Below are 25,755 nucleotides of genomic sequence, written 5' to 3'. Positions count from 1 at the left end.
TACCTATTTTTTTATATTGAATCCTTAAAGGAGTGCGGCACATGTCAAAAGGGCATTCGCTACAAGACCCTTACTTGAATACTTTACGTAAAGAGAAAGTTGGGGTGTCCATCTACCTGGTCAACGGTATCAAACTGCAAGGAACGATCGAGTCGTTCGACCAGTTCGTCATCCTGCTGAAAAACACCGTAAGCCAGATGGTCTACAAGCACGCTATCTCTACAGTGGTACCGGTTCGTCCAATTCGTCTGCCTAGCGCAACCGAATCCGATGCAGGTGACGCTGAGCCAGGTAACGCCTGATAGGAGTCTCCTTTGTTCTTTGAGCGCCACGGTGGTGGTGAGCGAGTGATCCTCGTTCACTTGGATGGACAGGACCCTGAGGCGCGCGAAGATCCGCAGGAGTTTCAGGAATTGGCTAATTCGGCCGGCGCCGAGACCGTTGCGTTTTTTAACGTGCCGCGTCATCGGCCAACCGCCAAATTTCTGATTGGCAGCGGCAAGGTCGAGGAGCTACGTGATCTGGTCCATGCCGAAGAAGCAGACCTGGTCATCTTCAATCACGTCCTCACACCCAGTCAGGAACGTAACCTCGAACGTGTCTTCGAGTGTCGCGTGATCGACCGCACCGGTCTGATTCTCGATATTTTCGCCCAGCGCGCCCGCACCCATGAAGGCAAGCTCCAGGTAGAACTGGCCCAGCTTGACCATATGAGCACCCGGCTGGTTCGTGGCTGGACCCACCTTGAGCGCCAGGGTGGCGGTATCGGCATGCGTGGCCCGGGTGAAACCCAGCTGGAAACCGACCGCCGTTTGCTGCGGGTTCGCCTGCGACAGATCAAGGGCCGGCTGGAAAAAGTGCGCAGTCAGCGCGAACAGTCACGACGCGGCCGTTCACGTGCGGATATTCCTACCGTGTCCCTGGTGGGCTATACCAACGCCGGTAAGTCCACGCTCTTCAACAACGTGACGAAATCCGACGTGTACGCGGCTGACCAGTTGTTTGCCACGCTGGACCCGACCTTGCGCCGTCTGGAACTGGACGACCTGGGGCCGATTGTCCTGGCCGACACTGTGGGTTTCATCCGCCACTTGCCCCACAAGCTGGTCGAGGCATTTCGGTCTACGCTCGAAGAGTCGAGCAACTCCGACCTGCTGCTGCACGTGATCGATGCGGCCGAACCGGATCGCATGTTGCAGATCGAGCAGGTGATGGTGGTGCTGGGCGAGATTGGCGCCCAGGACTTGCCGATCCTCGAGGTCTATAACAAACTCGATTTGCTTGAAGGCGTTGAGCCACAAATCCAGCGCGACGAAAACGGCAGGCCCCAGCGGGTCTGGCTCTCGGCACGTGATGGCACAGGTTTGGAATTGCTTGAGCAAGCCATTGCCGAGTTGCTGGGCAGTGAATTGTTTGTCGGTACCTTGCGCTTGCCTCAGCGCTTTGCGCGTCTGCGTGCACAGTTTTTCGAGCTGGGCGCGGTACAGAAAGAAGAATACGACGAAGAAGGTGTCAGCTTGCTGGCCGTTCGATTGCCGCGCTCGGAGCTCAATCGACTGGTCAGCCGTGAAGGCGTTGTGCCGACGGAGTTTATCGAGCAACACACTTTGCAATAAAAGCCTGAGAAAGCGGTTGTGCCGTGGTGACAGGCATTCTGTAGCATTGGTCGGCGCGCCGTGGGTGCGTCTTTGCTTTATCAGATGGAGAGCGCTATGGCTTGGAATGAGCCGGGTGGCAACTCGAATAATCAGGATCCTTGGGGTGGCAAGCGTCGTAACAACGGCGACCGCAAGGGGCCACCGGATCTCGACGAGGCCTTCCGAAAGCTGCAGGAAAGCCTGAACGGTTTGTTCGGTGGTGGTAAGAAACGTGGTGGCGACGACGGCGGTGGTCCGGGCAAGAGTGGCGGCTTTGGCGGCCTGCTCGGCATCGGCCTGGTCGTGTTGGCCGCCGTTTGGCTGTACAGCGCGGTTTATGTCGTCGACGAGCAGGAGCAAGCCGTGGTGCTGCGCTTCGGCAAGTACTACGAAACCGTGGGTCCGGGCCTGAATATCTATTTCCCGCCGATCGACAAGAAGTACATGGAAAACGTCACGCGTGAGCGTGCCTACACCAAGCAGGGCCAGATGCTGACCGAAGACGAGAACATCGTCGAAGTGCCGCTGACCGTGCAGTACAAGATCAGCAACCTGCAGGACTTCGTGCTGAGCGTCGATCAGCCGGAAATCAGCCTGCAGCACGCGACCGACAGCGCCTTGCGCCATGTGGTGGGTTCCACCGCAATGGACCAGGTACTGACCGAAGGTCGTGAGTTGATGGCCAGCGAGATCAAGGAGCGTCTGCAACGCTTCATGGACACCTATCGCACCGGTATCACCGTTACCCAGGTCAACGTTCAGAGCGCAGCGGCACCGCGCGAAGTCCAGGAAGCCTTCGATGACGTGATCCGTGCCCGGGAAGACGAGCAGCGTTCGCGCAACCAGGCCGAAACCTATGCCAACGGCGTCGTGCCGGAAGCCCGTGGTCAGGCCCAGCGCATCCTGGAGGATGCCAATGGTTACCGTGACGAGACCGTCTCGCGTGCCAAGGGTGAGGCCGATCGCTTCACCAAGCTGGTTGCCGAGTACCGCAAGGCGCCTGAAGTCACCCGCCAGCGTCTGTACCTGGACACCATGCAGGAAGTCTTCAGCAACACCAGCAAGGTGCTCGTGACCGGCAACAAGAACGGCCAGAGCAACCTGTTGTACCTGCCGCTGGACAAGATGGTCGAAAGTGGTCGCAACACCAGCACTCCGGTGACCAGTGCGGCAGCCACCAGCAATGAAGCGAATGCGCGTGCGGCAGCTGATCTGCAGCAACAGCAAGCACGTACCAGGGAGAGTCGCTGATGAGCAATAAATCGCTGATCGCCCTTATTGTCGGCGTCGTCGTGGCGATCGCTGCCTGGAACTGCTTCTACATCGTGGCTCAGACCGAGCGTGCGGTGTTGCTGCAGTTCGGTCGCGTGGTCCAGACCGATGTTCAGCCAGGCCTGCATGTGAAAGTGCCTTACGTTAACCAGGTGCGTAAATTCGACGCACGCCTGATGACGCTGGATGCACCGACACAACGCTTCCTGACGCTGGAAAAGAAAGCCGTGATGGTCGATGCCTACGCCAAGTGGCGCGTGAAGGACGCAGAGCGTTACTACACCGCGACTTCCGGCCTCAAGCAGATCGCCGACGAACGTCTGTCCCGTCGTCTCGAATCGGGCCTGCGTGACCAGTTCGGTAAGCGCACCTTGCACGAAGTGGTCTCCGGTGAGCGCGATGCGTTGATGGCGGACATTACTGCTTCGCTGAACAAGATGGCTGAAAAAGAACTGGGCATCGAAGTGGTCGATGTCCGGGTCAAGACCATCGACCTGCCGAAAGAAGTGAACCGCAGCGTGTTCGAACGTATGAGCACCGAGCGTGAGCGTGAAGCTCGCGAGCACCGCGCCAAGGGTAACGAGCTGGCCGAAGGCATCCGTGCCGACGCCGATCGTCAACGCCGCGTGCTGCTGGCTGAAGCCTATCGTGAATCCGAAGAGGTTCGCGGTGACGGCGATGCCCAGGCCGCTGCGATCTACTCCAAGGCCTACGGTCAGGATCAGGAGTTCTACGCGTTCTACCGTAGTCTGCGTGCCTACCGTGAAAGCTTCGCGAACAAATCCGACGTCATGGTCCTCGACCCAAGCAGCGACTTCTTCCACTACCTGGAAAAAGCCAAGCCTTGATACGGCGTTGACCTGATTTATCCCCCCGCCGGGCGGCTAAAACCTCTGGCGGGGTGATCCTTTGGGAAAACGTGTGTATGATGCGGCAGCCGGGAAATTCCCGGCTTTTTTGCGTCTGCATGTTTGATTGCTGTTTTAAAGCAGATGCCGGGCCGATTGGCTCGACAGTTTTTCGAGGAAAGTGGTTGGCGAAGCCGGTAGAAGGGCTTTTCGCTCCGTCGCTCATGCGCGTGGTTTGTGCGCAAGCCGATCATTTTCTGCTTCACTCAAGGCTCGCCGACAGGCTGGTCGCCCGGAGATAGGGGAAGGCGTAATGGCAACGGTAGACCGCTGGCTTCTGCCAGATGGCATCGAAGAAGTACTGCCACCGGAAGCTGCGCGTATTGAAGTCGCGCGTCGTCAGGTGTTGGATCTGTTCCAGAGCTGGGGTTACGAGTTTGTCGTGACTCCCCATATCGAGTACCTGGAATCCCTGCTGACCGGCGCGGGCCAGGACCTGGATCTGCGCACCTTCAAGGTCATCGACCCGCAGTCGGGCCGCCAGATGGGTTTCCGTGCCGACATCACGCCACAAGTGGCGCGCATCGATGCGCATACCCTGCGTCGCGAAGGTCCGAGCCGCCTGTGCTATGCCGGCAGCGTGCTGCATGCCCAGCCGCGTGCCTTGTCGTCCTCGCGCAGCCCGATTCAGCTGGGTGCCGAGTTGTACGGCGACGGCAGCCCGAGCAGCGACGTCGAAGTCATCAGCCTGATGCTGGCCATGCTGCAACTGGCCGATGTGCCGGATGTGCACATGGACCTCGGTCATGTCGGCATCTATCGCGGCCTGGCCCGCGCCGCCGGTTTGTCCGGTGAAGTCGAGCAGCAGTTGTTCGATGCCTTGCAACGCAAGGCCATCGACGAGGTCATTACCTTGACCGAAGGTTTGCCTGCCGATCTGTCGGGCATGCTGCGGGCGTTGGTCGACCTGTGTGGCGGTCGTGAAGTGCTGGCTGCGGCCCGCGAGCGCCTGGCCAAGGCGCCTGCCCCGGTTCTGGCGGCGCTGGACGACCTGCTGGCGATTGCCGAGCGGCTGTCCGTGCGTTTCCCTGAGCTGCCGCTGTATTTCGACCTGGGTGAGCTGCGTGGCTACCACTACCACACCGGTGTGGTGTTCGCCGTGTTCGTGCCGGGTGTTGGCCAGTCCATTGCCCAGGGCGGTCGTTACGACGACATCGGCGCCGACTTCGGTCGTGCCCGTCCGGCGACCGGCTTTTCCACCGATTTGAAAACCCTGGTGACCCTGGGGCGTGCTGAGATCGAGCTACCGTCTGGCGGTATCTGGATGCCTGACAGTACGGATGCGGCACTCTGGCAGCAGGTTTGCCAGTTGCGCAGTGAGGGTCAGCGTGTCGTTCAGGCTTTGCCTGGACAACCTTTGGCCGCCGCCCGTGAAGCGGACTGCGACCGGCAATTGATTCAGCAGAACGGGCTTTGGCAAGTATCGCCACTGGCTTCTTGAGTTTTCCCGCCGGCTGCCGCCGGCACCAAGTTTGCGCGAATGAGGACAAGTGTTATGGGTAAGAATGTCGTAGTCCTGGGCACCCAATGGGGTGATGAGGGCAAAGGCAAGATCGTTGATCTGCTGACCGAACATGCTGCCGCCGTAGTGCGCTACCAGGGTGGCCACAACGCGGGTCACACTCTGGTGATCGATGGCGAAAAAACCGTCTTGCACCTGATCCCGTCGGGCGTGCTGCGCGAAGGCGTGCAGTGCCTGATCGGCAACGGCGTGGTGGTTGCACCTGACGCCCTGCTGCGCGAGATCACCAAGCTGGAAGAAAAAGGTGTGCCGGTGCGCGAGCGCCTGCGTATCAGCCCGTCCTGCCCGCTGATCCTGTCCTTCCACGTTGCGCTGGACCAGGCCCGTGAAAAGGCCCGTGGCGAGCTGAAGATCGGTACCACCGGTCGCGGCATCGGCCCGGCCTACGAAGACAAGGTTGCACGTCGTGGCCTGCGTGTGGGCGACCTGCTCAACATGCCGCGCTTTGAAGACAAGCTGCGTGAACTGGTGGATTACCACAACTTCATGCTGGTGGGTTACTACAAAGAGCCAGCCATCGACTTCGACAAGACCCTGGCCGAGTGCAAGGAATACGCTGAGCTGCTCAAGCCGCTGATGCTGGACGTGACGGCCGAGCTGCACGACCTGCGTCGTGCTGGCAAAGACATCATGTTCGAAGGCGCCCAAGGCTCCCTGCTGGACATCGACCACGGTACCTACCCGTACGTGACCAGCTCCAACACCACCGCTGGCGGCGTTGCTACCGGTTCGGGTGTCGGCCCTATGTTCCTGGACTACATCCTGGGCATCACCAAGGCTTACACCACGCGTGTAGGTTCGGGTCCATTCCCGACAGAGCTGTTCGACGAAGTCGGTGCGCACTTGGCTAAACAAGGTCACGAGTTCGGCGCAACTACCGGCCGTGCTCGTCGTTGTGGCTGGTTCGACGCTGTTATCCTGCGTCGCGCTATCGATGTGAACAGCATCTCGGGCATCTGCCTGACCAAGCTGGACGTGCTCGACGGTCTGGAAACCATCAACATCTGCGTCGGCTACAAAGACGCAGAAGGCAAGGCCGTTGCCCCGACTGATGCTGACAGCTACGTGGGCCTGCAGCCTGTGTACGAAGAAGTGCCGGGCTGGACCGAGTCGACCGTGGGTGCCAAAACCCTGGAAGAGCTGCCAGCTAACGCCCGTGCCTACATCAAGCGCGTTGAAGAGCTGATCGGTGCACCGATCGACATTATTTCGACGGGCCCGGACCGCAACGAAACCATCGTTCTGCGTCATCCGTTTGCTTGATAAGTCGTTGATGTAAAACACAAAGGCTCCTTAATCGGGGCCTTTGTCGTATTTGTCTGTAGGACGGCATGACCTTTGCTGTAAATATCTTCAAAAGAATGCCATCAAATTAATGGCGTCCAAGTAGAGGGATTCACAGTGTCGGCCGTTCTCTCACTGTTACAAAGCCGTTTGTTGCGGCCTGTGTTCGTTACCCTGGGTATCGCCCTTTTGGTGCAGGTGCTGGTGGCTGTTGCTCTGACCCGGAGCACGGTGACGGCGCTCGAAGCCGATCTGGGCACACGCCTGGGCGCGGACAGTCAAAAACTTTCCGCCGAGCTCGAGCAGGCCGGGCGTGAAGTCACGTCCAGTCTGGACAGCCTTTCTACCAGTACACGTCAGCGCCTCACGGCCGGTTTGTCCTCACGCCTTGAGGAAGAGCAGGCGCAACTGCGTTCGACCCTGGAAAAGGACCTGAAGGACTCCGCCAACGATATGGCGCAGCTTCTGGCTTCGGTCGCGCCCCGCGCCATGTGGGACAACGACGTTCCGACGCTGTCCGAATTCGCCCGCCGGGCCCAGCGCAATCCCAATGTGCTGTTCGTGGTGTATGACGACGCTACCGGTCAGCACCTGACGCGCTACCTCAACCGGGAAAACCCGATCAACAAGGCACTGCTGGAAAAAGGCCAGGGCGAGCGGGCGCTCGACAAGGTGCTGGATGCAGCGAAGAACGATCCTTCGGTCTTCTACATCGAGGCCTCGATCAACCCCAATGGCGTGGAAATCGGCAAGGTCCTGATGGGGGTCTCGACGGCTTCCGTGGAGACTGATCTCGCAGCCCTCGACAAGCGCTTCTCGGCCTTGATCGCCAGCAGCGATCAACTGGTCGGCGACAGCCTCAAAGGCGCGGCTGCCGACAGCGCAACGGCGATGCGCGCGCGTCTGCAGTCCGCGCAGTCCACAGCGGCTGAAATGAAAGCCAACACCACCAGCACCGTACAGGAAGCGGCTGCAACATTGCGCTGGCGCATCGGCGTGTGTCTGGCAGTCGTGGGTTTTGGTGTCCTCCTGTTGCTGGCGGTGGTGCTCGGTCGTCGAGTGGTCAATCGCCTGAAAATGCTGATCGTTGCCATGGATGACCTGGCCGCGGGCGAGGGCGATCTGACCAAGCGTGTGCAGATCAACAGCAAGGACGAAATCGGCGACATGGCCTCGGCGGTCAATCGCTTTGTGGATAAGTTGCAGCCGATCGTGCGTGAGGCGGGCGATGTGGCTCAGCGTACCGGCGTCGAGATTGGTGCCATGACCCTGCGCAACGCGGGTGCGGACGCAGCGGCTGGCATGCAGCGCGACGAAGTGGCGGAGAGTTTGCGTGCCCTGTCGCAAATGGCGGATGAGGCGCAGTCGGAAAGCCATGCCATGCAGGCGGCGCTCAAGCAGGTGGTGGAGATTCGTCAGGCCACCGATGAAAACACCCGGACCTCGGCGAAAGTCGGCAGCCTGATCGAGGAGCTGGCGGGGCAGGTCAATACCGGCGCCCAAGTGATCGAGCGCCTGGCGCAGCAAAGCGAGCAGATTGAAGTGGTGTTGACGGTAATTCACGGCATCGCCGAGCAGACCAACCTGCTGGCGCTGAACGCGGCGATTGAAGCGGCGCGTGCCGGTGAGACCGGGCGCGGGTTTGCGGTGGTGGCAGATGAAGTGCGGGCACTGGCGAGCAAGACGCAGAGCTCCACCGGCGATATCCAGGCGCATATCGTGGCATTGCAGCAGGGCGCGCGCGAGGCGGTCGCGGCAATCGGTCAGGCCGGACGCCAGGCCAACGAAGGTTTGGTGGTGCTGCGTGACAGTGCACGGTTGCAGCAGTCGGTGCAGGCGTCGGTCGAGCAGGTGCATGCGGCGATCGGTCTGGCGACCCAGGCTGCGGCGCATCAGGCTCAGGGCGCACAGGCGGTGCGTGGTCGGGTCGAGACCATTCATGCTCAGGCTGAGAAAGCCGCACAAGCTGTGGTGGAGACCACGGCCAGCGGTAAGGTGCTGGATGGGTTGGCGGCGCAGTTGAAGGCGAGCCTGGGGCAGTTCAGGGCTTAGGGTTTGTGTTGAATGGTCTGGCGTCATCGCGAGCAGGCTCGCTCCCACATTGGAATGCGTTTCCCTGTGGGAGCGAGCCTGCTCGCGAATACGGTTTTAGCGACTCAGATACATCCGGGTCGTCAGCAGATAGACCGGTAATCCCGACACCAGAATCAGCAACGCCGCATAAGGCGCCGCCGCGGCAAATTCCACATTCGCGGTATGCGCCCAGACTTCCGTCGCCAGCGTATTCAGCCCCGTCGGACTCAACAGCAAGGTCGCCGTCAGTTCTTTCATCGCATCCAGGAACACCAGGGCGAAAGCTGCGCCGAGTGCCGGGAAAATGATCGGCAGTGTCACTCGACAGAACGCACTGAAAGACGAGGCGCCCAGTGTGCGTGCCGCTTCTTCAAGCTGCGGTGCCGCCTTGTTCAGGGCGGTGCGGATCGGCGCCTGGGCCAGCGGCAGAAACAGCAGGGCGTACGCGATCAGCAGCAATGCCGAAGTCTGGTAAAGCATCGGCACGTAGTGCAGGGCGAAATACACCAGGGTCAGGGCAATGACCAGTCCTGGCAGGGCGTGCAGCAGATACGGCAAACGCTCGGCCCAGATCGCCAGTTGGCCCTTGTAGCGCACGACCAGCAGGCCGACCGGCACCGCCAGCACCAGGCACACCGCAGCGCCACCCAACGACAGCGCGAGGGATGACAGCAATGCTTCGCCGATGGCTGCCATTGGAAAGGCCGCCGATGATCCGACGGCCAGCCAGTAAGCCAGCATCCCTAACGGAATCCCGCTGCCAATGATTGCCAGCAGCAGGCAATAAAGCTGTCCTGCCACCGCCCAGGGGCCCAGTTGAACCTGTTCTGCGCGGCGCGCCGCACCCTGACCGGTGCGCACGTGTCGACCCTTGCCCCGAACGCGCAGCTCCAGCCACAGCAGCGCCAGGCACAGCATCAGCAGCACGGCGGAGAGCATTGCCGCGTTGGCATTGCTGAACTCGAGCTCGAACTGTTGATAGATCGCGGTGGTGAAGGTTTGCAGGCCGATAATCGACAGCGCGCCGAATTCCACCAGCATGTGCAGGGCAATCAGCAAGGAGCCGGCGAGCAGCGACGGCCAGAGCAGGGGCAGGGTGACCTTGAAGAACACGCCCCAGCGGCTCTGTCCCAGGGTGCGCGCCGACTCTTCCAGCGATGGGTCGAGATTGCGCAGGGTCGCCGCCACCGGCAGGAAAATCAGCGGGTATTTAGAGAGCGTCATCACCAGAATCGCCCCGCCGAGTCCCTCGAAATGAGCGCTCAATGAAACCCAGGTGAAACTGCTGACAAACGCCGGTACGGCAAAGGGCAGGCACAGGATCACGCCCCACAGGCGTCGCCCCGGCAGACTGCTGCGCTCCAGCAGCCACGCCAGCGACAGGCCGATCGCACCGCAGGCCAGCGTCACGCCGACCATCAGCGCCAGAGTGTTGCGCAGCAGTCCGAACACATAGGGGCGCCACAGCAAATGCAGCGCCTCGGCCCAGCCTGCCTGCCAGGCCTTGAGCCCGACATAGGCCAACGGCAGCAGGCTGAGCACCACCAGTAGCAAAACCGGTAGGACCAGCCATATCGACGGCCGCTTGCGCCGCGGCATGTACCCGCCATGCGCGGAAAGCGATGCGCTCATCAGTTCAGGCCAACTTCACGTTCCAGGTCCAGGGCTTCTTCGGCATTGCCCAGGTCGGCTGGCGTGACTTTCGGTGCTTGCAGCTCGCTGAATGGCTTGAGCCCGCGATCAGATTCCATGCCTTTGTGCAGCGGGTATTCGGCGGTGGTCTGGGTGATCACGCGCTGGCCTTCCTCGCTGGCCATGTAGGCGAGCAATTGCTGTGCTTCTGTTGGGTGTTTGCTGGATTTCAGGACTGCTGCGCTGGACACGGTGATCAGCCCGCCGACGTCGCCGCCGGTGAAGTAGTGCAGTTTCGAATCGAGCTGGCCTTTTTCATGCTGCAAGGCGAACCAGTAATAGTTGTTGACCAGCACGGTGGCCACTTCGCCATTTTCCACGGCTTTGAGCGCGACCATATTGTTGCTGTAGGTCTTGCCGAATGCGCGCAGCCCGGTTAGCCATTCTTCGGCAGCGTCCATGCCGTGCACTTTGATGATTGCCACGGCTTGTTCCTGAAAGGCGCCGCTGGTAGGCACGAAGCCGACCTTGCCTTGCCATTTGGGATTGGAGAATTCCATCACCGAGGTCGGCAGGTCTTTTTCATCAATCAGCTTGGGGTTGTAGGCGACGACGCGCACCCGGGCAGTCACGCCAATCCAGGTGCCATTGCTGGCGACGTATTCCTTGGGCAGAACGGCCAGCGTGGCGTCATCCGCCTTGGCTAGCAGGCCTTGTTCGCCAAGTTTGTTCAATGGCGGCGATTCTTCGGTGTAGATCACGTCGGCAGGGGAGCGATCGCCTTCTTCGACGACCTGGCTGGCGAGCTGGTTGCTGCTGCCTTTGCGTACATTGACGTGGATCCCGGTCTTGGCTTCGAAGGCTTTGGCGACCGCGTCGCCGACTTCTTTGTGTTGGCCGTTGTAGAGCGTCAGGGAAACCGGGTCGGCGGCTTGGGTGAGGGGGGTGGCGAGTGTCAGGCCGAGCAGGGTGATGGTCAAGCCGCGGCGCAGGGTATTTCGAAACATCATTCGCAGGGTTCCTCACTGTCGCATTGCAAAAACTTGCAACAATGATAAACGATATTGTTTCTCAAGTGCGCCTTGCGGGTTGGATTTCCTTTTGGTACAGGCTGCCGATGACCCTGTAGGAGCGAGCCTGCTCGCGATGGTTTTCAACGATAACGCGGGGTGCCTGCATGCCAGTGTTGTCTGGGCGTGCATCGCGAGCAGGCTCGCTCCTACAGAAGGGCGGTAGAGAACATTTCTGGAGGTCAGAAACGCAAAAACCCGCTTTCGCGGGTTCTTGTGAAATTCAAGGCCGTAACCTTGAACTTGAATTGGTGCCCAGAAGAAGACTCGAACTTCCACGACCGTAAGGTCACCAGCACCTGAAGCTGGCGTGTCTACCAATTTCACCATCTGGGCATTCATCTTCAGCGTTGCCGCTGTTGATGTGGCGCACTATACGGAGAGCGTTTTGATCTGTAAACCCCTGATTTTAAAAATTAATAAACCAGTGGTCGAGAATGCAAAAACCCGCTTTCGCGGGTTTTTGTGTGAGCCTTGAAATTGATCTAATCTCAAGCTCGAAATTGGTGCCCAGAAGAAGACTCGAACTTCCACGACCTTGCGGTCACCAGCACCTGAAGCTGGCGTGTCTACCAATTTCACCATCTGGGCAGTATCGGCAACGTCTCCGTCGTCGATGGCGCGCACTATACGGAGCGTCTTTTTAACTGTAAACCCCCGACACCAAAAAAACCTGGAAAATTTCACCAGCGGTCTTCAAATCAGCTTTGCGGTGTCGATACAGGGCTTTAGATGGGTCGTCTTAGCTTGAAATTTCCCGTTTCATTACGCCTATGCCAAACTAACCCGCATATAGACAAGGTGAAAACTCTCTAATGGCCGATTGGCAGTCCCTCGATCCCGAGGCCGCTCGTGAAGCGGAAAAATATGAAAACCCTATTCCTAGCCGCGAACTGATCCTTCAGCACCTTGCTGATCGGGGTTCGCCTGCTAACCGCGAGCAACTGGTCGAAGAGTTTGGTCTGACCACAGAAGACCAGATCGAAGCCCTGCGCCGCCGCCTGCGCGCCATGGAGCGCGATGCTCAACTCATCTATACCCGTCGTGGCACTTATGCGCCGGTGGACAAGCTTGACCTGATCCTGGGCCGCATCAGCGGTCACCGCGATGGCTTCGGCTTCCTGGTGCCGGACGACGGCAGTGACGATCTGTTCATGAGCCCGGCGCAGATGCGCCTGGTGTTCGACGGTGACCGTGCCCTGGCGCGTGTTTCCGGTCTGGATCGCCGTGGTCGCCGTGAGGGCATGATCGTCGAAGTGGTATCCCGTGCGCACGAGACCATCGTCGGTCGCTACTTCGAAGAAGGCGGTATCGGTTTCGTCGTCGCAGATAACCCGAAGATCCAGCAGGAAGTGCTGGTGACGCCGGGCCGTAATGCCAACGCGCAGATCGGTCAGTTCGTCGAAGTGAAGATCACTCACTGGCCGACGCCACGCTTCCAGCCGCAAGGCGACGTGGTTGAAGTCGTGGGCAACTACATGGCGCCGGGCATGGAAATCGACGTCGCCCTGCGTACCTATGACATTCCTCACGTCTGGCCTGACGCCGTGCTCAAGGAAGCCGGCAAGCTCAAGCCGGAAGTCGAAGAGAAAGACAAAGAGAAGCGCATCGACCTGCGTCATCTGCCGTTCGTCACCATTGACGGCGAAGATGCCCGCGACTTCGACGATGCGGTCTATTGCGAAGCCCGTCCGGGCAAGCTGCGTCTGTTCTCGGGCGGCTGGAAGCTTTATGTGGCGATTGCCGACGTATCCAGCTACGTGAAGCTCGGTTCGGCGCTGGATGCCGAAGCCCAGGTTCGCGGCAACTCGGTGTACTTCCCCGAGCGCGTGATCCCGATGCTGCCTGAGCAGCTGTCCAACGGTTTGTGCTCGCTGAACCCGCAAGTCGATCGTCTGGCCATGGTTTGCGAGATGACCATCTCCAAGTCCGGCGAAATGACCGACTACTGCTTCTACGAAGCGGTGATCCACTCCCATGCGCGCCTGACCTACAACAAAGTCAGCGCCATGCTCGAAACGCCGAAGGCCACCGAGGCGCGCAAGCTGCGCGGCGAATACACCGACGTCGTGCCGCACCTCAAGCAGCTGTACTCGCTGTACAAGGTATTGCTGGCGGCCCGTCACGTTCGTGGCGCGATCGATTTCGAAACCCAGGAAACCCGGATCATCTTCGGTTCCGAGCGCAAGATCGCCGAAATCCGTCCGACCGTGCGCAACGATGCACACAAGCTGATCGAGGAATGCATGCTGGCGGCCAACGTGGCCACCGCCGAATTCCTGAAAAAGCACGAAATTCCTGCGTTGTACCGCGTTCACGATGGTCCGCCGCCGGAGCGTCTGGAAAAACTGCGCGCCTTCCTCGGCGAGCTCGGCCTGTCCCTGCACAAAGGCAAGGATGGTCCGTCGCCGAAGGATTACCAGGCATTGCTGGCCGGTATCAAGGATCGTCCGGATTTCCACCTGATCCAGACCGTCATGCTGCGTTCGTTGAGTCAAGCGGTGTACAGCGCTGATAACCAGGGCCACTTCGGCCTGAATTACGAAGCCTATACCCACTTCACCTCGCCGATCCGCCGCTACCCGGATTTGCTCACGCATCGCGCAATCCGCAGCGTGATCCATTCCAAGCAGAACACCCCGCACGTTCGCCGTGCCGGTGCGATGACCATTCCGAAGGCGCGCATCTATCCGTACGACGAAGCGGCCCTGGAGCAACTCGGCGAGCAGTGCTCGATGAGCGAGCGCCGTGCCGACGAAGCGACCCGTGATGTGGTGAACTGGCTCAAGTGCGAGTTCATGAAGGATCGCGTGGGCGAATCGTTCCCAGGTGTGATCACGGCCGTGACCGGTTTTGGTCTGTTCGTCGAGCTGACCGATATCTACGTCGAAGGCTTGGTGCATGTCACCGCGCTGCCGGGCGATTACTACCACTTCGATCCTGTGCACCACCGTCTGGCCGGTGAGCGCACCGGTCGCAGCTTCCGCCTGGGCGACACCGTGGAAGTGCGAGTCATGCGCGTCGACCTCGACGAGCGCAAGATCGACTTCGAGATGGCTGAAAAAACCATCAGTGCGCCTATCGGCCGCAAAAAGCGCGGTACCGAAAGTGCAGCGCCTGCAGCGAAAGTCGAAGCAGAACCGGCCCCGGCGAAAACCGGTCGCCGTCCTGCCAAGGAAAAGGCTGTCGAGGCCTATCGCCCGAGCGATGCCGCGGCGAAAAACGCCGAAGTGCGCAAAAGTCGTGAAATGAAACAGGCGTTGCTGGCCGGTGCGAAAAGTGGCGGTAAAGCGGCGTCTGGGGGAAAGACCAGTCGGTCGGCGCCTGACAAGGCCGTCGGCGGCAAGCCAGCCAAACCGAGCAAACATCGTAAAGGCCCGCCAAAAGCGGGCTCGGCTCCAGCCAAGAGTGGCGGGGCGCGTAAACCTAAGGCCAAGCCATGAGTCAGTTGGAAAAGATCTACGGCGTTCATGCTGTAGAAGCGTTGTTGCGTCACCACCCGAAACGCGTCAAGCAGATCTGGCTGGCCGAAGGCCGCAATGACCCTCGGGTCCAGACGCTGATTGAGCTGGCCAACGAAAACCGGGTCCAGGTCGGTCAGGCCGAGCGTCGCGAAATGGACGCCTGGGTTGAAGGCGTGCACCAAGGCGTGGTCGCGGAGGTGAGTCCGAGCCAGGTCTGGGGCGAGGCAATGCTTGACGAACTGCTCGATCGCACCGACGGCGCGCCGTTGTTGCTGGTGCTTGACGGCGTGACCGATCCGCACAACCTCGGTGCCTGCTTGCGTTCCGCCGATGCGGCGGGCGCGCTGGCAGTGATCGTACCGAAGGACAAGTCGGCTACCCTGACGCCGGTTGTACGAAAAATCGCCTGCGGCGCGGCGGAAGTGATTCCGCTCGTTGCCGTGACCAACCTGGCGCGCACCCTGGAAAAGCTCCAGCAGCGCGGCTTGTGGGTTGTCGGTACGGCCGGCGAGGCTGAGGTCAGTCTGTATGACCAGGATCTCACCGGTCCGACCATCCTGATCATGGGCGCCGAAGGCAAGGGCATGCGTCGCCTGACCCGCGAGCATTGCGATTATCTGGTGAACCTGCCGATGGCCGGTAGCGTCAGCAGTCTCAACGTTTCCGTGGCGACCGGCGTTTGCCTGTTCGAAGCGCAACGCCAGCGCAGTGTCAAAGCCAAGGCTGCCGCCAAGAAAGCCTGATCCGGTTGCAGTCCCTGTGGGAGCGAGCAAGCTCGCTCCCACAGTGTTTTGTGGTGTGGCATGAATGTGTGGTTGTTCAAATAATCACCAATTACCTTGCGCCTCTCTCGCCCCTTCTCTACAATTGCGCCCCTTGCTGTGATGGCAGGCACCAACGTGTCTAGCGTCCGCAAGTCCATAAGTGTCATTCACTCCTTGTCTGACCGCTTTTGAGCGGCAGGCTACAACCCGTAAGGAGCATTCATGCGTCATTACGAAATCATCTTTTTGGTCCACCCGGATCAAAGCGAGCAAGTCGGCGGCATGGTTGAGCGTTACACCAAGCTGATCGAAGAAGACGGCGGCAAAATCCACCGTCTGGAAGATTGGGGCCGTCGTCAACTGGCCTACGCAATCAACAATGTTCACAAGGCTCACTACGTGATGCTGAACGTTGAGTGCACTGGCAAGGCCCTGGCCGAGCTGGAAGACAACTTCCGCTACAACGATGCAGTGATCCGTAACCTAGTCATCCGTCGCGACGAAGCCGTTACCGGCCAGTCCGAGATGCTCAAGGCTGAAGAAAACCGCAGTGAGCGCCGTGAGCGTCGCGACCGTCCTGAGCACGAAGGCGCTGAAAGCGTTGACAGTGATGACAGCGACAACAGCGATAACGCTGACGAGTAATCCACGGACCTTTTAAGGAGCCTATCAAATGGCACGTTTCTTCCGTCGTCGTAAATTCTGCCGCTTCACCGCTGAAGACGTGAAAGAGATCGATTACAAAGATCTCAACACTCTGAAAGCCTACGTATCCGAGACCGGCAAAATTGTTCCAAGCCGCATCACCGGTACCAAAGCTCGTTATCAGCGTCAGCTGGCCACCGCTATCAAGCGCGCCCGCTTCCTGGCCCTGCTGGCCTACACCGACAGCCACGGCCGCTGAGACCGGGCAGTCGACACGTAGCAAAGGATTGAATGCATGCGGGCCATAGCTGAGTTCATCATGCGCGGCCGTATGCAGGCCACTCTGGTAGTGGCTGGATGCGCGGCATTGCCGTTGTTGTATTGGTTGGGTGCTGCCGCCGGATGCCTTGTGCTCCTGCGGCGCGGATTGAGGGACGCCCTGGGCGTTCTTGCTCTGGGACTGCTGCCGGCATTGGCCTGGTGGCTTTACTCCGACGACCCACGTGCACTTCTGGTGCTGCTGGGGTCTGCGAGCCTTGCGTTGGTTTTGCGCGCAAGCGAGTCCTGGAACCGCGTGCTGCTGGTCAGCATAGCGATGGGAGTGGTGTTTTCAGTGGTGTTGGGGACAGCTTTTGCTCCCCAGATCGAGATGCTGGCGCAGGCTTTGATCAAAGTCATGCCGTCGCTACTCGGCGATGTCTACCAGAAGTTGTCGGTAGACGAACAAGCGCGTTTCGCGTCCCTGATTGCACCGGTCCTGACCGGCCTGATTGCGGCGTTGTTGCAAATCGTCAGCTTGCTGAGCCTGCTTGTCGGGCGCTACTGGCAGGCGTTGTTGTACAACCCGGGCGGTTTTGGTCGCGAGTTTCGCGCCATCCGCTTCCCGCTGTTGCCGGCGATGTTGCTGCTGGCGTGCATGCTTCTGGGGCCGAACATCGGTCCGCAGATGGCCATGTTGACGCCGTTGTGCAGCGTACCGCTGGTGTTCGCCGGGCTGGCCCTGATTCACGGGCTGGTGGCGCAGAAGCGACTGGCCAGGTTCTGGCTGGTGGGGTTGTACGTGACGCTGTTGCTGTTCATGCAACTGATCTATCCGTTGCTGGTGGTCCTGGCCATCGTCGACAGCCTGATTGATTTTCGCGGTCGTTCGGCACCGAAAGATGCCGATAACGCGAACGGTGAAGGTTAAAAGTTAAGAGGATTTTCACATGCAACTGATCCTTCTGGAAAAAGTCACCAACCTGGGCAACCTGGGTGACAAAGTGAACGTTAAGGCTGGTTACGGTCGTAACTACCTGCTGCCTTACGGCAAAGCTACCGCTGCGACCCCAGCCAACCTGGCTGCGTTCGAAGAGCGTCGCGCTGAGCTGGAAAAAGCTGCAGCAGATCGCAAAGCATCGGCTGAAAGCCGCGCTGCCCAACTGGCCGAGCTGGAAGTGACCATCACTGCCACCGCTGGCGACGAAGGCAAGCTGTTCGGTTCGATCGGTACTCACGACATCGCTGACGCACTGACCGCCTCCGGCGTTGAAGTGCAGAAGAGCGAAGTTCGTCTGCCGAACGGCACCATCCGCAACGTAGGCGAATTCGACGTAGCCGTGCACCTGCACGCCGAAGTTGAAGCCACCGTACGCGTTGTCGTGGTAGCAGCTTAAGCAGCACTTGTCGGCTGGCACCCTCGGGTGCTTGCCGGTAACATCGGGCACGATCCTGTTTACAGGTCGTGCCCTTTGTCTTTCTGGCATCCCAGTTTTTACATTCCTGCTTTCCAAAAAAAACCAAGTGGCCATGAACGAAATCTTAGCTCCCGAGCAATACGACCTGCAAACCGCCGCGCTGAAGGTGCCGCCGCATTCCATCGAGGCCGAACAGGCTGTGCTCGGTGGTCTGATGCTGGACAACAACGCCTGGGAGCGCGTGCTCGATCAGGTCTCCGACGGCGATTTCTATCGGCATGACCACCGTCTGATTTTCCGTGCGATCGCCAAATTGGCCGATCAGAACATGCCGATCGACGTCGTGACCCTGTCCGAGCAACTGGACAAGGAAGGTCAGACTTCACAGGTCGGCGGCCTCGGTTACCTCGGCGAACTGGCGAAAAATACGCCGTCCGTCGCCAACATCAAGGCCTATGCGCAGATCGTTCGCGAACGGGCGACATTGCGTCAATTGATCGGCATCAGCACCGAAATCGCCGATAGCGCTTTCAATCCGGAAGGCCGTACCGCCGCCGAGATTCTCGACGAAGCCGAGCGCCAGATCTTTCAGATTGCCGAAGCGCGGCCAAAAACCGGTGGCCCGGTGGGCGTCAACGACCTGCTGACCAAGGCCATCGACCGCATCGACACCCTGTTCAATACCGACAACGCCATCACCGGCCTGTCCACCGGCTACACCGACCTCGACGAGAAAACCAGCGGCCTGCAACCGGCCGACCTGATCATCGTCGCCGGCCGTCCGTCCATGGGTAAAACCACCTTTGCGATGAACCTGGTGGAAAACGCCGTGCTGCGCAGCGAGAAGGCCGTCCTGGTGTACTCCCTCGAGATGCCAGGCGAATCGCTGATCATGCGTATGCTGTCTTCCCTCGGCCGCATCGACCAGACCAAGGTGCGTTCCGGTCAGTTGGAAGACGACGACTGGCCGCGCCTGACCTCGGCGGTCAACCTGCTCAACGACCGCAAGCTGTTCATCGACGATACCGCGGGCATCAGTCCGTCGGAAATGCGCGCCCGAACTCGCCGTCTGGTGCGCGAACACGGTGATGTCGGCCTGATCATGATCGACTACCTGCAGCTGATGCAGATCCCGGGTTCAAGCGGTGACAACCGGACCAACGAGATTTCCGAGATCTCCCGATCCCTGAAAGCCCTGGCCAAGGAATTCAACTGCCCGGTGGTGGCGCTCTCGCAGCTCAACCGCTCCCTGGAACAGCGGCCAAACAAACGCCCGGTGAACTCCGACTTGCGGGAATCCGGAGCGATCGAGCAGGACGCCGACGTGATCATGTTCGTGTACCGCGACGAGGTGTATCACCCGGAAACCGAGCACAAGGGCATTGCCGAGATCATCATCGGCAAGCAGCGGAACGGGCCGATCGGCTTTATCCGCCTGGCCTTTATCGGTAAGTACACCCGATTCGAGAACCTCGCGCCGGGCAGCTATAACTTCGACGACGACGAGTAACTGTTGATGCGGGGCCTCTGTGGCGAGGGAGCTTGCTCCCGCTGGGCTGCGCAGCAGCCCCAATACCTGCAACGGTACTGATTCAGACACACCGCATTTGCTGGTTTTGCGACTGCTTCGCAGTCGAGCGGGAGCAAGCTCCCTCGCCACATGGGTTGCGTGTGCCAGAGCTTCCACCAATTTCCGACCACAGCCGTCGGAATTGGTCAAAATTTGTGCTATATTCCGCGCCCGCGAAATTCAATGAAAGCCAACACCGGTTATCGACATGCAAGCAGCCAAGCCGTTATTTGACTATCCCAAGTACTGGGCCGAATGTTTCGGGCCAGCGCCGTTCCTGCCAATGAGCAGGGAGGAGATGGATCAGCTCGGCTGGGATTCCTGCGACATCATCATCGTCACCGGTGATGCCTACGTCGATCACCCGTCGTTCGGCATGGCGATCATCGGCCGGCTGCTGGAGTCCCAGGGCTTCCGCGTCGGGATCATTGCCCAGCCGAACTGGCAGTCCAAAGACGACTTCATGAAGCTCGGCGAGCCGAACCTGTTCTTCGGTGTCGCGGCCGGCAACATGGACTCGATGATCAACCGCTACACCGCGGACAAGAAAATCCGTTCCGACGATGCCTACACGCCAGGTGGCATGGCGGGTAAGCGTCCGGACCGCGCCAGCCTGGTCTACAGCCAGCGCTGCAAGGAAGCCTACAAGCACGTGCCGATCGTGCTCGGCGGCATCGAAGCGTCGCTGCGCCGCATCGCTCACTACGACTACTGGCAGGACCGCGTGCGCAACTCGATCCTGATCGACGCCAGCGCCGACATCCTGCTCTATGGCAACGCCGAGCGCGCGATCGTCGAGGTCGCCCAGCGTCTGTCCTACGGTCACAAGATCGAAGACATCACCGACGTGCGCGGGACGGCGTTCATCCGTCGTGACACGCCGCAAGGCTGGTACGAGGTCGATTCCACGCGCATCGACCGTCCGGGCAAGATCGACAAGATCATCAACCCGTACGTGAACACCCAGGACACCCAGGCCTGTGCCATCGAGCAGGAAAAGGGGCCGGTTGAAGATCCGCAGGAAGCCAAGGTCGTACAGATCCTGGCGAGCCCGCGCATGACCCGCGACAAGACCGTGATCCGTCTGCCGTCGGTGGAAAAGGTCCGCAACGACGCGGTGCTCTACGCCCACGCCAACCGTGTGTTGCACCTGGAAACCAACCCGGGCAACGCCCGCGCGCTGGTGCAGAAGCACGGCGAAGTCGATGTCTGGTTCAACCCGCCACCGATTCCGATGACCACCGAAGAAATGGACTACGTGTTCGGTATGCCTTACGCCCGCATTCCGCACCCGGCGTATGGCAAGGAGAAAATCCCGGCCTACGACATGATCCGTTTCTCGGTGAACATCATGCGTGGCTGCTTCGGCGGCTGCACCTTCTGCTCGATCACCGAGCACGAAGGGCGGATCATCCAGAACCGTTCCCACGAGTCGATCATTCGCGAAATCGAAGAAATTCGCGACAAGGTTCCCGGTTTTACCGGCGTGATCTCCGACCTCGGTGGCCCGACCGCGAACATGTACCGCATCGCCTGCAAGAGCCCGGAAATCGAATCCGCGTGCCGCAAGCCATCGTGCGTGTTCCCGGGTATCTGCCCGAACCTGAACACCGACCACTCGGCGCTGATCCAGCTGTACCGCAGTGCCCGTGAATTGCCGGGTGTGAAGAAGATCCTGATCGCTTCCGGCTTGCGTTATGACCTCGCGGTCGAGTCGCCGGAATACGTTAAAGAGCTGGTGACCCACCACGTCGGCGGCTACCTGAAGATCGCCCCGGAACACACCGAGGAAGGTCCGCTCAACCAGATGATGAAACCGGGCATCGGCAGCTATGACAAGTTCAAGCGCATGTTCGAGAAGTACTCCAAGGAAGCGGGCAAGGAGCAGTACCTGATTCCGTATTTCATCGCCGCCCACCCGGGCACCACCGATGAAGACATGATGAACCTGGCCCTGTGGCTCAAGGGCAACGGTTTCCGTGCCGACCAGGTGCAGGCGTTCTACCCGTCGCCGATGGCCACCGCCACCGCGATGTACCACTCGGGCAAGAACCCGCTGCGCAAGGTCACCTACAAGAGTGACGCGGTGACCATCGTCAAGAGCGAGGAGCAGCGTCGTCTGCACAAGGCGTTCTTGCGTTATCACGACCCGAAAGGCTGGCCGATGCTGCGTGAAGCACTGACCCGCATGGGCCGCGCCGACCTGATCGGGCCGGGCAAGAACCAATTGATTCCTTTGCACCAGCCATCGACTGACAGCTACCAGAGCGCCCGTCGCAAGAACTCGACGCCGGCCGGCAGCCATAAAGTGGCCGCGAAAGAGAAGACCACCAAGATCCTCACCCAGCACACTGGCCTGCCACCGCGTGCCAGCGATGGCGGCAACCCGTGGGACAAACGCGAACAGGCCAAGGCGGCGGCGTTCGCCCGCAACCAGCAGGCGGCCAAGGAGCGCAAGGACGCGGCCAAGGGCAAGGGGCCGAAGCCGGCTCGCAAACCGGTCGTCCCGCGCTAAACCTCGCCTGCGCTGAACAGAACGCCAACCTTCGGGTTGGCGTTTTGCATTCCGGGAAGAGTAAAAGCTGTATCACAGCCCGAGAGTGGGTTATGGCAACTGGCCTCTTCGCGAGCGGGCTCGCTCCCACAATGAAATGCATTTCTCCTGTGGGAGCGAGTCTGCTCGCGAAGAGGGCGGTACATTCACCAAAGAGCTTCCCAGGCGAAACCCCACTCGCCACATTTACGTGCAACATAATCAACCCATTTTCCTGCATCGCCCGGTTTTGGTGCTGTACTGCCTCAGGCAACCGAAGAAAGCGCCAGTAATGCGCGATGGCATAAGTCTTGCGCGCTTTCCCATACGCTCAAGGCTCGCAGGAGGCACGCCGTGTCGATTCATGTCGCATTGCACCATGTCACGCATTACCGCTATGACCGCGCTGTCGAGCTGGGTCCGCAGATTGTTCGCCTGCGTCCTGCCGCCCACAGCCGCACGCGGATTCTGTCTTATGCGCTGAAAGTCTCGCCCGAGCAGCACTTCATCAACTGGCAGCAGGACCCTCAGGGCAATTACCTGGCGCGGCTGGTGTTCCCGGAAAAAACCGAAGAGCTGCGGATCGAGGTCGATCTGCTGGCGGAGATGGCGATCTTCAATCCGTTCGACTTCTTCCTCGAACCCTACGCGGAAAAGATCCCCTTCACGTATGCCGCAGATGAGCGCAAGGAACTGGCGCCGTACCTGGAAACCCTGCCGCTGACGCCGAAATTCAAGGCCTATCTGGACGGCATCGACCGCACACCGTTGCCCGCCGTGGACTTCCTCGTCGCGCTCAACCAGCGCCTGAGCGAAGACATCGACTACCTGATTCGCATGGAGCCCGGCGTGCAGACGCCGGAACACACCCTCGAACACGCCTCGGGTTCCTGCCGCGACTCGGCATGGTTGTTGGTGCAACTGCTGCGTAACCTGGGGCTGGCAGCGCGCTTCGTGTCGGGTTACCTGATCCAGCTGACCGCCGACGTCAAAAGTCTCGACGGTCCGTCCGGCACCGAAGTGGATTTCACCGACCTGCACGCCTGGTGCGAGGTGTACTTGCCCGGTGCCGGCTGGATCGGCCTGGACGCAACCTCCGGGCTGTTTGCCGGTGAAGGACATATTCCGTTGGCTTGTAGTCCCGATCCGTCTTCTGCGGCGCCGATCAGTGGCCTGGTGGAACCGTGCGAGTGCGAGTTCAGCCACGAAATGTCCGTGGAGCGGATTTGGGAGGCGCCACGGGTCACCAAGCCCTACACCGAAGACCAGTGGCTGGCAATTCAAGCCCTGGGCCGACAGATCGATGCCGACTTGCTGGAAGGCGATGTGCGCCTGACCATGGGCGGCGAGCCGACCTTTGTGTCCATCGATGACCCGGACGGCGCCGAGTGGAATACCGCGGCACTGGGGCCGGATAAACGGCGGTTGTCCGCCGAACTGTTCCAGCGCATGCGTAAACACTACGCGCCCAATGGGCTGGTGCATTTCGGGCAAGGCAAGTGGTACCCCGGCGAGCAACTGCCGCGCTGGTCGCTCAATTGTTACTGGCGCCGCGACGGCGTGCCGATCTGGCACAACAGCGCGCTGATCGCCGACGAACAACAAGACTACGGCGCCGATGGCGCGCTGGCCGGACGTTTTCTGGCGAGTGTCGCCGAACGCCTGAAACTTCCGACACGCTTCGTTTTTCCAGCCTACGAAGACAATTTCTATTACCTCTGGCGCGAAGGGATGCTGCCGCAAAACGTCAGCGCCGAAGATTCCCGTCTGGAGGAGCCGCTGGAGCGGGCACGTCTGCGCAAAGTGTTCAGCCAGGGGTTGGACAAGGTGATTGGCCAGGTTCTGCCGCTGGCGCGCACCGCCAAGGGCGATCAGTGGCAGAGCGGCCGCTGGTATCTGCGCGACGAGCACTGCCGACTGGTGCCGGGAGACTCGCCGCTGGGCTATCGCTTGCCGCTGGGGTCGCAACCCTGGGTGAAAGCGGCGGAATATCCATTCATTCATGCGCAAGATCCGAATCAGGCGTTCCCGCCGCTGCCTGACACCGGCCAGCTTCAGAGGCAGGGCGCAGCAGTCGCAGAAGAGCGCGCGCCCAAAATCGACGAATCCGCCGACTGGCTGACCCGCACGGCCTTCTGTGCCGAGGCGCGGGAAGGCCGGTTGTACCTGTTCATGCCGCCGCTGGAGCGGGTGGAGGATTATCTCGAATTGGTCGCGGCCATCGAAGCCACCGCTGAGGAACTGATGTGCCCGGTATTGCTGGAGGGCTATGAGCCGCCGAGCGATCCCCGCCTGAGCAACTTCCGCATCACCCCGGACCCGGGGGTGATCGAGGTCAACGTGCAGCCGTCCGCGACTTGGGATGAATTGGTCGAACGCACCGAGTTCCTCTACGAAGAAGCGCGCCAGACCCGCCTGACCACCGAGAAATTCATGATCGACGGCCGGCACACCGGTACGGGCGGCGGTAACCATTTCGTGCTGGGTGGCGCGACCCCGGGGGACTCGCCGTTTCTGCGTCGCCCGGATCTGCTGCGCAGCCTGATCAGCTACTGGCACAACCACCCGTCCTTGTCCTACCTGTTTTCCGGACTGTTCATCGGCCCGACGTCCCAGGCGCCCCGCGTCGACGAAGCGCGCAACGATGCCTTGTACGAACTGGAAATCGCCTTCGCGCAGATGCCTGAAGCGGGTGAGGAGTGTCCGCCATGGCTGGTGGATCGACTGCTGCGCAACCTGCTGATCGATGTCACCGGCAACACCCACCGCGCCGAGTTCTGCATCGACAAACTCTATTCGCCGGACGGCGCCACCGGCCGCCTCGGATTGCTGGAGCTGCGGGCATTTGAGATGCCGCCCCATTCCCGCATGAGCCTGGCGCAACAATTGTTGCTGCGGGCGCTGGTGGCACGGTTTTGGCGCGAGCCCTATGCACCGCCAAAACTGGCGCGCTGGGGCACGGAACTGCACGATCGCTTCCTGTTGCCGCACTTTATCGAGCAGGATTTTGCCGATGTCATCGTCGACCTCAACGCCGCCGGTTATCCGGTACGGGCTGAATGGTTCGCCGCGCATCTGGAGTTCCGTTTTCCCAAGGTGGGCGATTACGCCGTCAGTGGTATTGCCCTGGAACTGCGCCAGGCGCTCGAGCCCTGGCACGTGCTGGGTGAAGAGGGCGCCATGGGCGGCACGGTGCGTTACGTGGATTCATCGCTGGAGCGTTTGCAGGTCAAGCTCAGCGGCTTGCCGCCCCAGCGTTACCTGCTGACCTGCAACGGTATTCCTGTTCCATTGCAGCCCACTGGGCGTGTAGGCGAATTCGTCGCGGGCGTGCGTTTTCGTGCCTGGCAACCGGCCAACTGCCTGCAGCCGACTATCCCGGTTCACGCGCCGCTGGTATTTGACCTGCTCGATACCTGGATGCAGCGTTCGCTGGGCGGCTGCCAGTACCACGTCGCCCATCCGGGCGGGCGCAATTACGACAGCTTGCCGGTCAATGCCAACGAGGCCGAGAGCCGGCGGATGGCGCGCTTCTTCCGCATCGGACACACGCCGGGGAAACTGCCCGTACCCCATCTGGACATTAACGATGAGCTACCGATGACGCTCGATTTACGACGTTTCTAAACCGTCCGCGACGCTCGGATTTTTCGTATATCCGGGCGTCACGAGCCTGCGCTAGTCTGACCGATCATTGCTGTCTGC

At 60.4% G+C, this 25,755-nt stretch carries 18 protein-coding genes and 2 tRNA genes; 16 read left to right on the top strand and 4 right to left on the bottom strand.

Going from position 1 to position 25,755, the window contains the following annotated elements; translation table 11 throughout:
* The first annotated feature begins 41 nt into the window (after window positions 1–41).
* The 7 genes from hfq (at window position 42) to CD175_RS30380 (ending at window position 8,675) form a co-directional block, all read left to right on the top strand.
* Window positions 42–302 (top strand): RNA chaperone Hfq, encoded by a 261-nt coding sequence (hfq, locus tag CD175_RS30410; RefSeq protein WP_003221112.1) that lies wholly within the window; start codon window positions 42–44, stop codon window positions 300–302.
* A 12-nt stretch (window positions 303–314) separates the two neighbouring features.
* Window positions 315–1,616 carry a ribosome rescue GTPase HflX gene (gene hflX / locus CD175_RS30405; protein ID WP_104451559.1) on the top strand — a complete coding sequence of 434 codons (1,302 nt, stop codon included), beginning with the start codon at window positions 315–317 and terminating at the stop codon, window positions 1,614–1,616.
* Between the two features lie 96 nt (window positions 1,617–1,712).
* The gene (hflK, locus tag CD175_RS30400) at window positions 1,713–2,888 is read left to right on the top strand and encodes an FtsH protease activity modulator HflK (RefSeq protein WP_102698659.1); all 1,176 of its coding nucleotides are present in this window, start codon (window positions 1,713–1,715) and stop codon (window positions 2,886–2,888) included.
* Entirely contained in the window at window positions 2,888–3,757 is an 870-nt protein-coding gene (gene hflC, locus CD175_RS30395; RefSeq protein ID WP_007973264.1) for a protease modulator HflC, read from the top strand. Before hflK ends, hflC begins: the two co-directional genes overlap by 1 nt.
* 313 nt (window positions 3,758–4,070) lie before the next feature.
* Window positions 4,071–5,258, top strand: coding sequence for an ATP phosphoribosyltransferase regulatory subunit (locus CD175_RS30390; RefSeq protein WP_007973265.1), 1,188 nt, complete (start codon window positions 4,071–4,073; stop codon window positions 5,256–5,258).
* Window positions 5,259–5,312: 54 nt separating this feature from the next.
* Window positions 5,313–6,602 carry an adenylosuccinate synthase gene (locus CD175_RS30385; RefSeq protein ID WP_007973267.1) on the top strand — a complete coding sequence of 430 codons (1,290 nt, stop codon included), beginning with the start codon at window positions 5,313–5,315 and terminating at the stop codon, window positions 6,600–6,602.
* A 138-nt stretch (window positions 6,603–6,740) separates the two neighbouring features.
* Entirely contained in the window at window positions 6,741–8,675 is a 1,935-nt protein-coding gene (locus tag CD175_RS30380) for a methyl-accepting chemotaxis protein (protein ID WP_104451558.1), read from the top strand.
* 96 nt (window positions 8,676–8,771) lie between these two features.
* Here the strand turns inward: CD175_RS30380 and CD175_RS30375 are convergent, their stop codons facing one another.
* From CD175_RS30375 to CD175_RS30360, 4 genes are all read right to left on the bottom strand, one after another.
* Complete coding sequence (locus CD175_RS30375; RefSeq protein ID WP_104451557.1) at window positions 8,772–10,328, bottom strand: ABC transporter permease; 1,557 nt, start codon at window positions 10,326–10,328, stop codon at window positions 8,772–8,774.
* Window positions 10,328–11,338, bottom strand: coding sequence for an extracellular solute-binding protein (locus tag CD175_RS30370; protein ID WP_104451556.1), 1,011 nt, complete (start codon window positions 11,336–11,338; stop codon window positions 10,328–10,330). Before CD175_RS30370 ends, CD175_RS30375 begins: the two co-directional genes overlap by 1 nt.
* A gap of 309 nt (window positions 11,339–11,647) precedes the next feature.
* Window positions 11,648–11,734 (bottom strand) — tRNA-Leu (locus CD175_RS30365).
* 168 nt (window positions 11,735–11,902) lie between these two features.
* A tRNA-Leu gene (locus tag CD175_RS30360) sits at window positions 11,903–11,989 on the bottom strand.
* 224 nt (window positions 11,990–12,213) lie between these two features.
* Here CD175_RS30360 and rnr point away from each other — a divergent pair.
* The 9 genes from rnr to CD175_RS30315 all read left to right on the top strand — a co-directional run bounded on the left by rnr (window position 12,214) and on the right by CD175_RS30315 (window position 25,677).
* A complete protein-coding gene (gene rnr, locus CD175_RS30355; RefSeq protein ID WP_102673156.1) occupies window positions 12,214–14,841 on the top strand; it encodes a ribonuclease R in 2,628 nt (875 codons plus the stop codon).
* Window positions 14,838–15,605 carry a 23S rRNA (guanosine(2251)-2'-O)-methyltransferase RlmB gene (rlmB, locus tag CD175_RS30350; protein WP_060542750.1) on the top strand — a complete coding sequence of 256 codons (768 nt, stop codon included), beginning with the start codon at window positions 14,838–14,840 and terminating at the stop codon, window positions 15,603–15,605. Before rnr ends, rlmB begins: the two co-directional genes overlap by 4 nt.
* 243 nt (window positions 15,606–15,848) lie before the next feature.
* A complete protein-coding gene (rpsF, locus tag CD175_RS30345; RefSeq protein WP_007982042.1) occupies window positions 15,849–16,271 on the top strand; it encodes a 30S ribosomal protein S6 in 423 nt (140 codons plus the stop codon).
* Between the two features lie 28 nt (window positions 16,272–16,299).
* On the top strand, window positions 16,300–16,530 hold the full coding sequence (gene rpsR, locus CD175_RS30340) for a 30S ribosomal protein S18 (RefSeq protein ID WP_002551829.1): 231 nt from the start codon (window positions 16,300–16,302) through the stop codon (window positions 16,528–16,530).
* 36 nt (window positions 16,531–16,566) lie between these two features.
* The gene (locus CD175_RS30335; protein ID WP_007973275.1) at window positions 16,567–17,460 is read left to right on the top strand and encodes a YybS family protein; all 894 of its coding nucleotides are present in this window, start codon (window positions 16,567–16,569) and stop codon (window positions 17,458–17,460) included.
* Between the two features lie 19 nt (window positions 17,461–17,479).
* Complete coding sequence (gene rplI, locus CD175_RS30330; RefSeq protein ID WP_007973276.1) at window positions 17,480–17,926, top strand: 50S ribosomal protein L9; 447 nt, start codon at window positions 17,480–17,482, stop codon at window positions 17,924–17,926.
* Between the two features lie 133 nt (window positions 17,927–18,059).
* Window positions 18,060–19,457: a replicative DNA helicase gene (gene dnaB / locus CD175_RS30325; protein ID WP_095964704.1), complete on the top strand. Its 1,398-nt coding sequence runs from the start codon at window positions 18,060–18,062 to the stop codon at window positions 19,455–19,457.
* 268 nt (window positions 19,458–19,725) lie between these two features.
* Window positions 19,726–22,032 (top strand): YgiQ family radical SAM protein, encoded by a 2,307-nt coding sequence (locus CD175_RS30320; protein ID WP_104451555.1) that lies wholly within the window; start codon window positions 19,726–19,728, stop codon window positions 22,030–22,032.
* Window positions 22,033–22,404: 372 nt separating this feature from the next.
* A complete protein-coding gene (locus CD175_RS30315) occupies window positions 22,405–25,677 on the top strand; it encodes a transglutaminase family protein (RefSeq protein WP_104451554.1) in 3,273 nt (1,090 codons plus the stop codon).
* Window positions 25,678–25,755: the final 78 nt, after the last annotated feature.

The sequence above is a fragment of the Pseudomonas laurylsulfatiphila genome, from assembly GCF_002934665.1.
Classification (GTDB): domain Bacteria; phylum Pseudomonadota; class Gammaproteobacteria; order Pseudomonadales; family Pseudomonadaceae; genus Aquipseudomonas; species Aquipseudomonas laurylsulfatiphila.
This window is presented reverse-complemented; position numbering and strand designations above follow the sequence as displayed.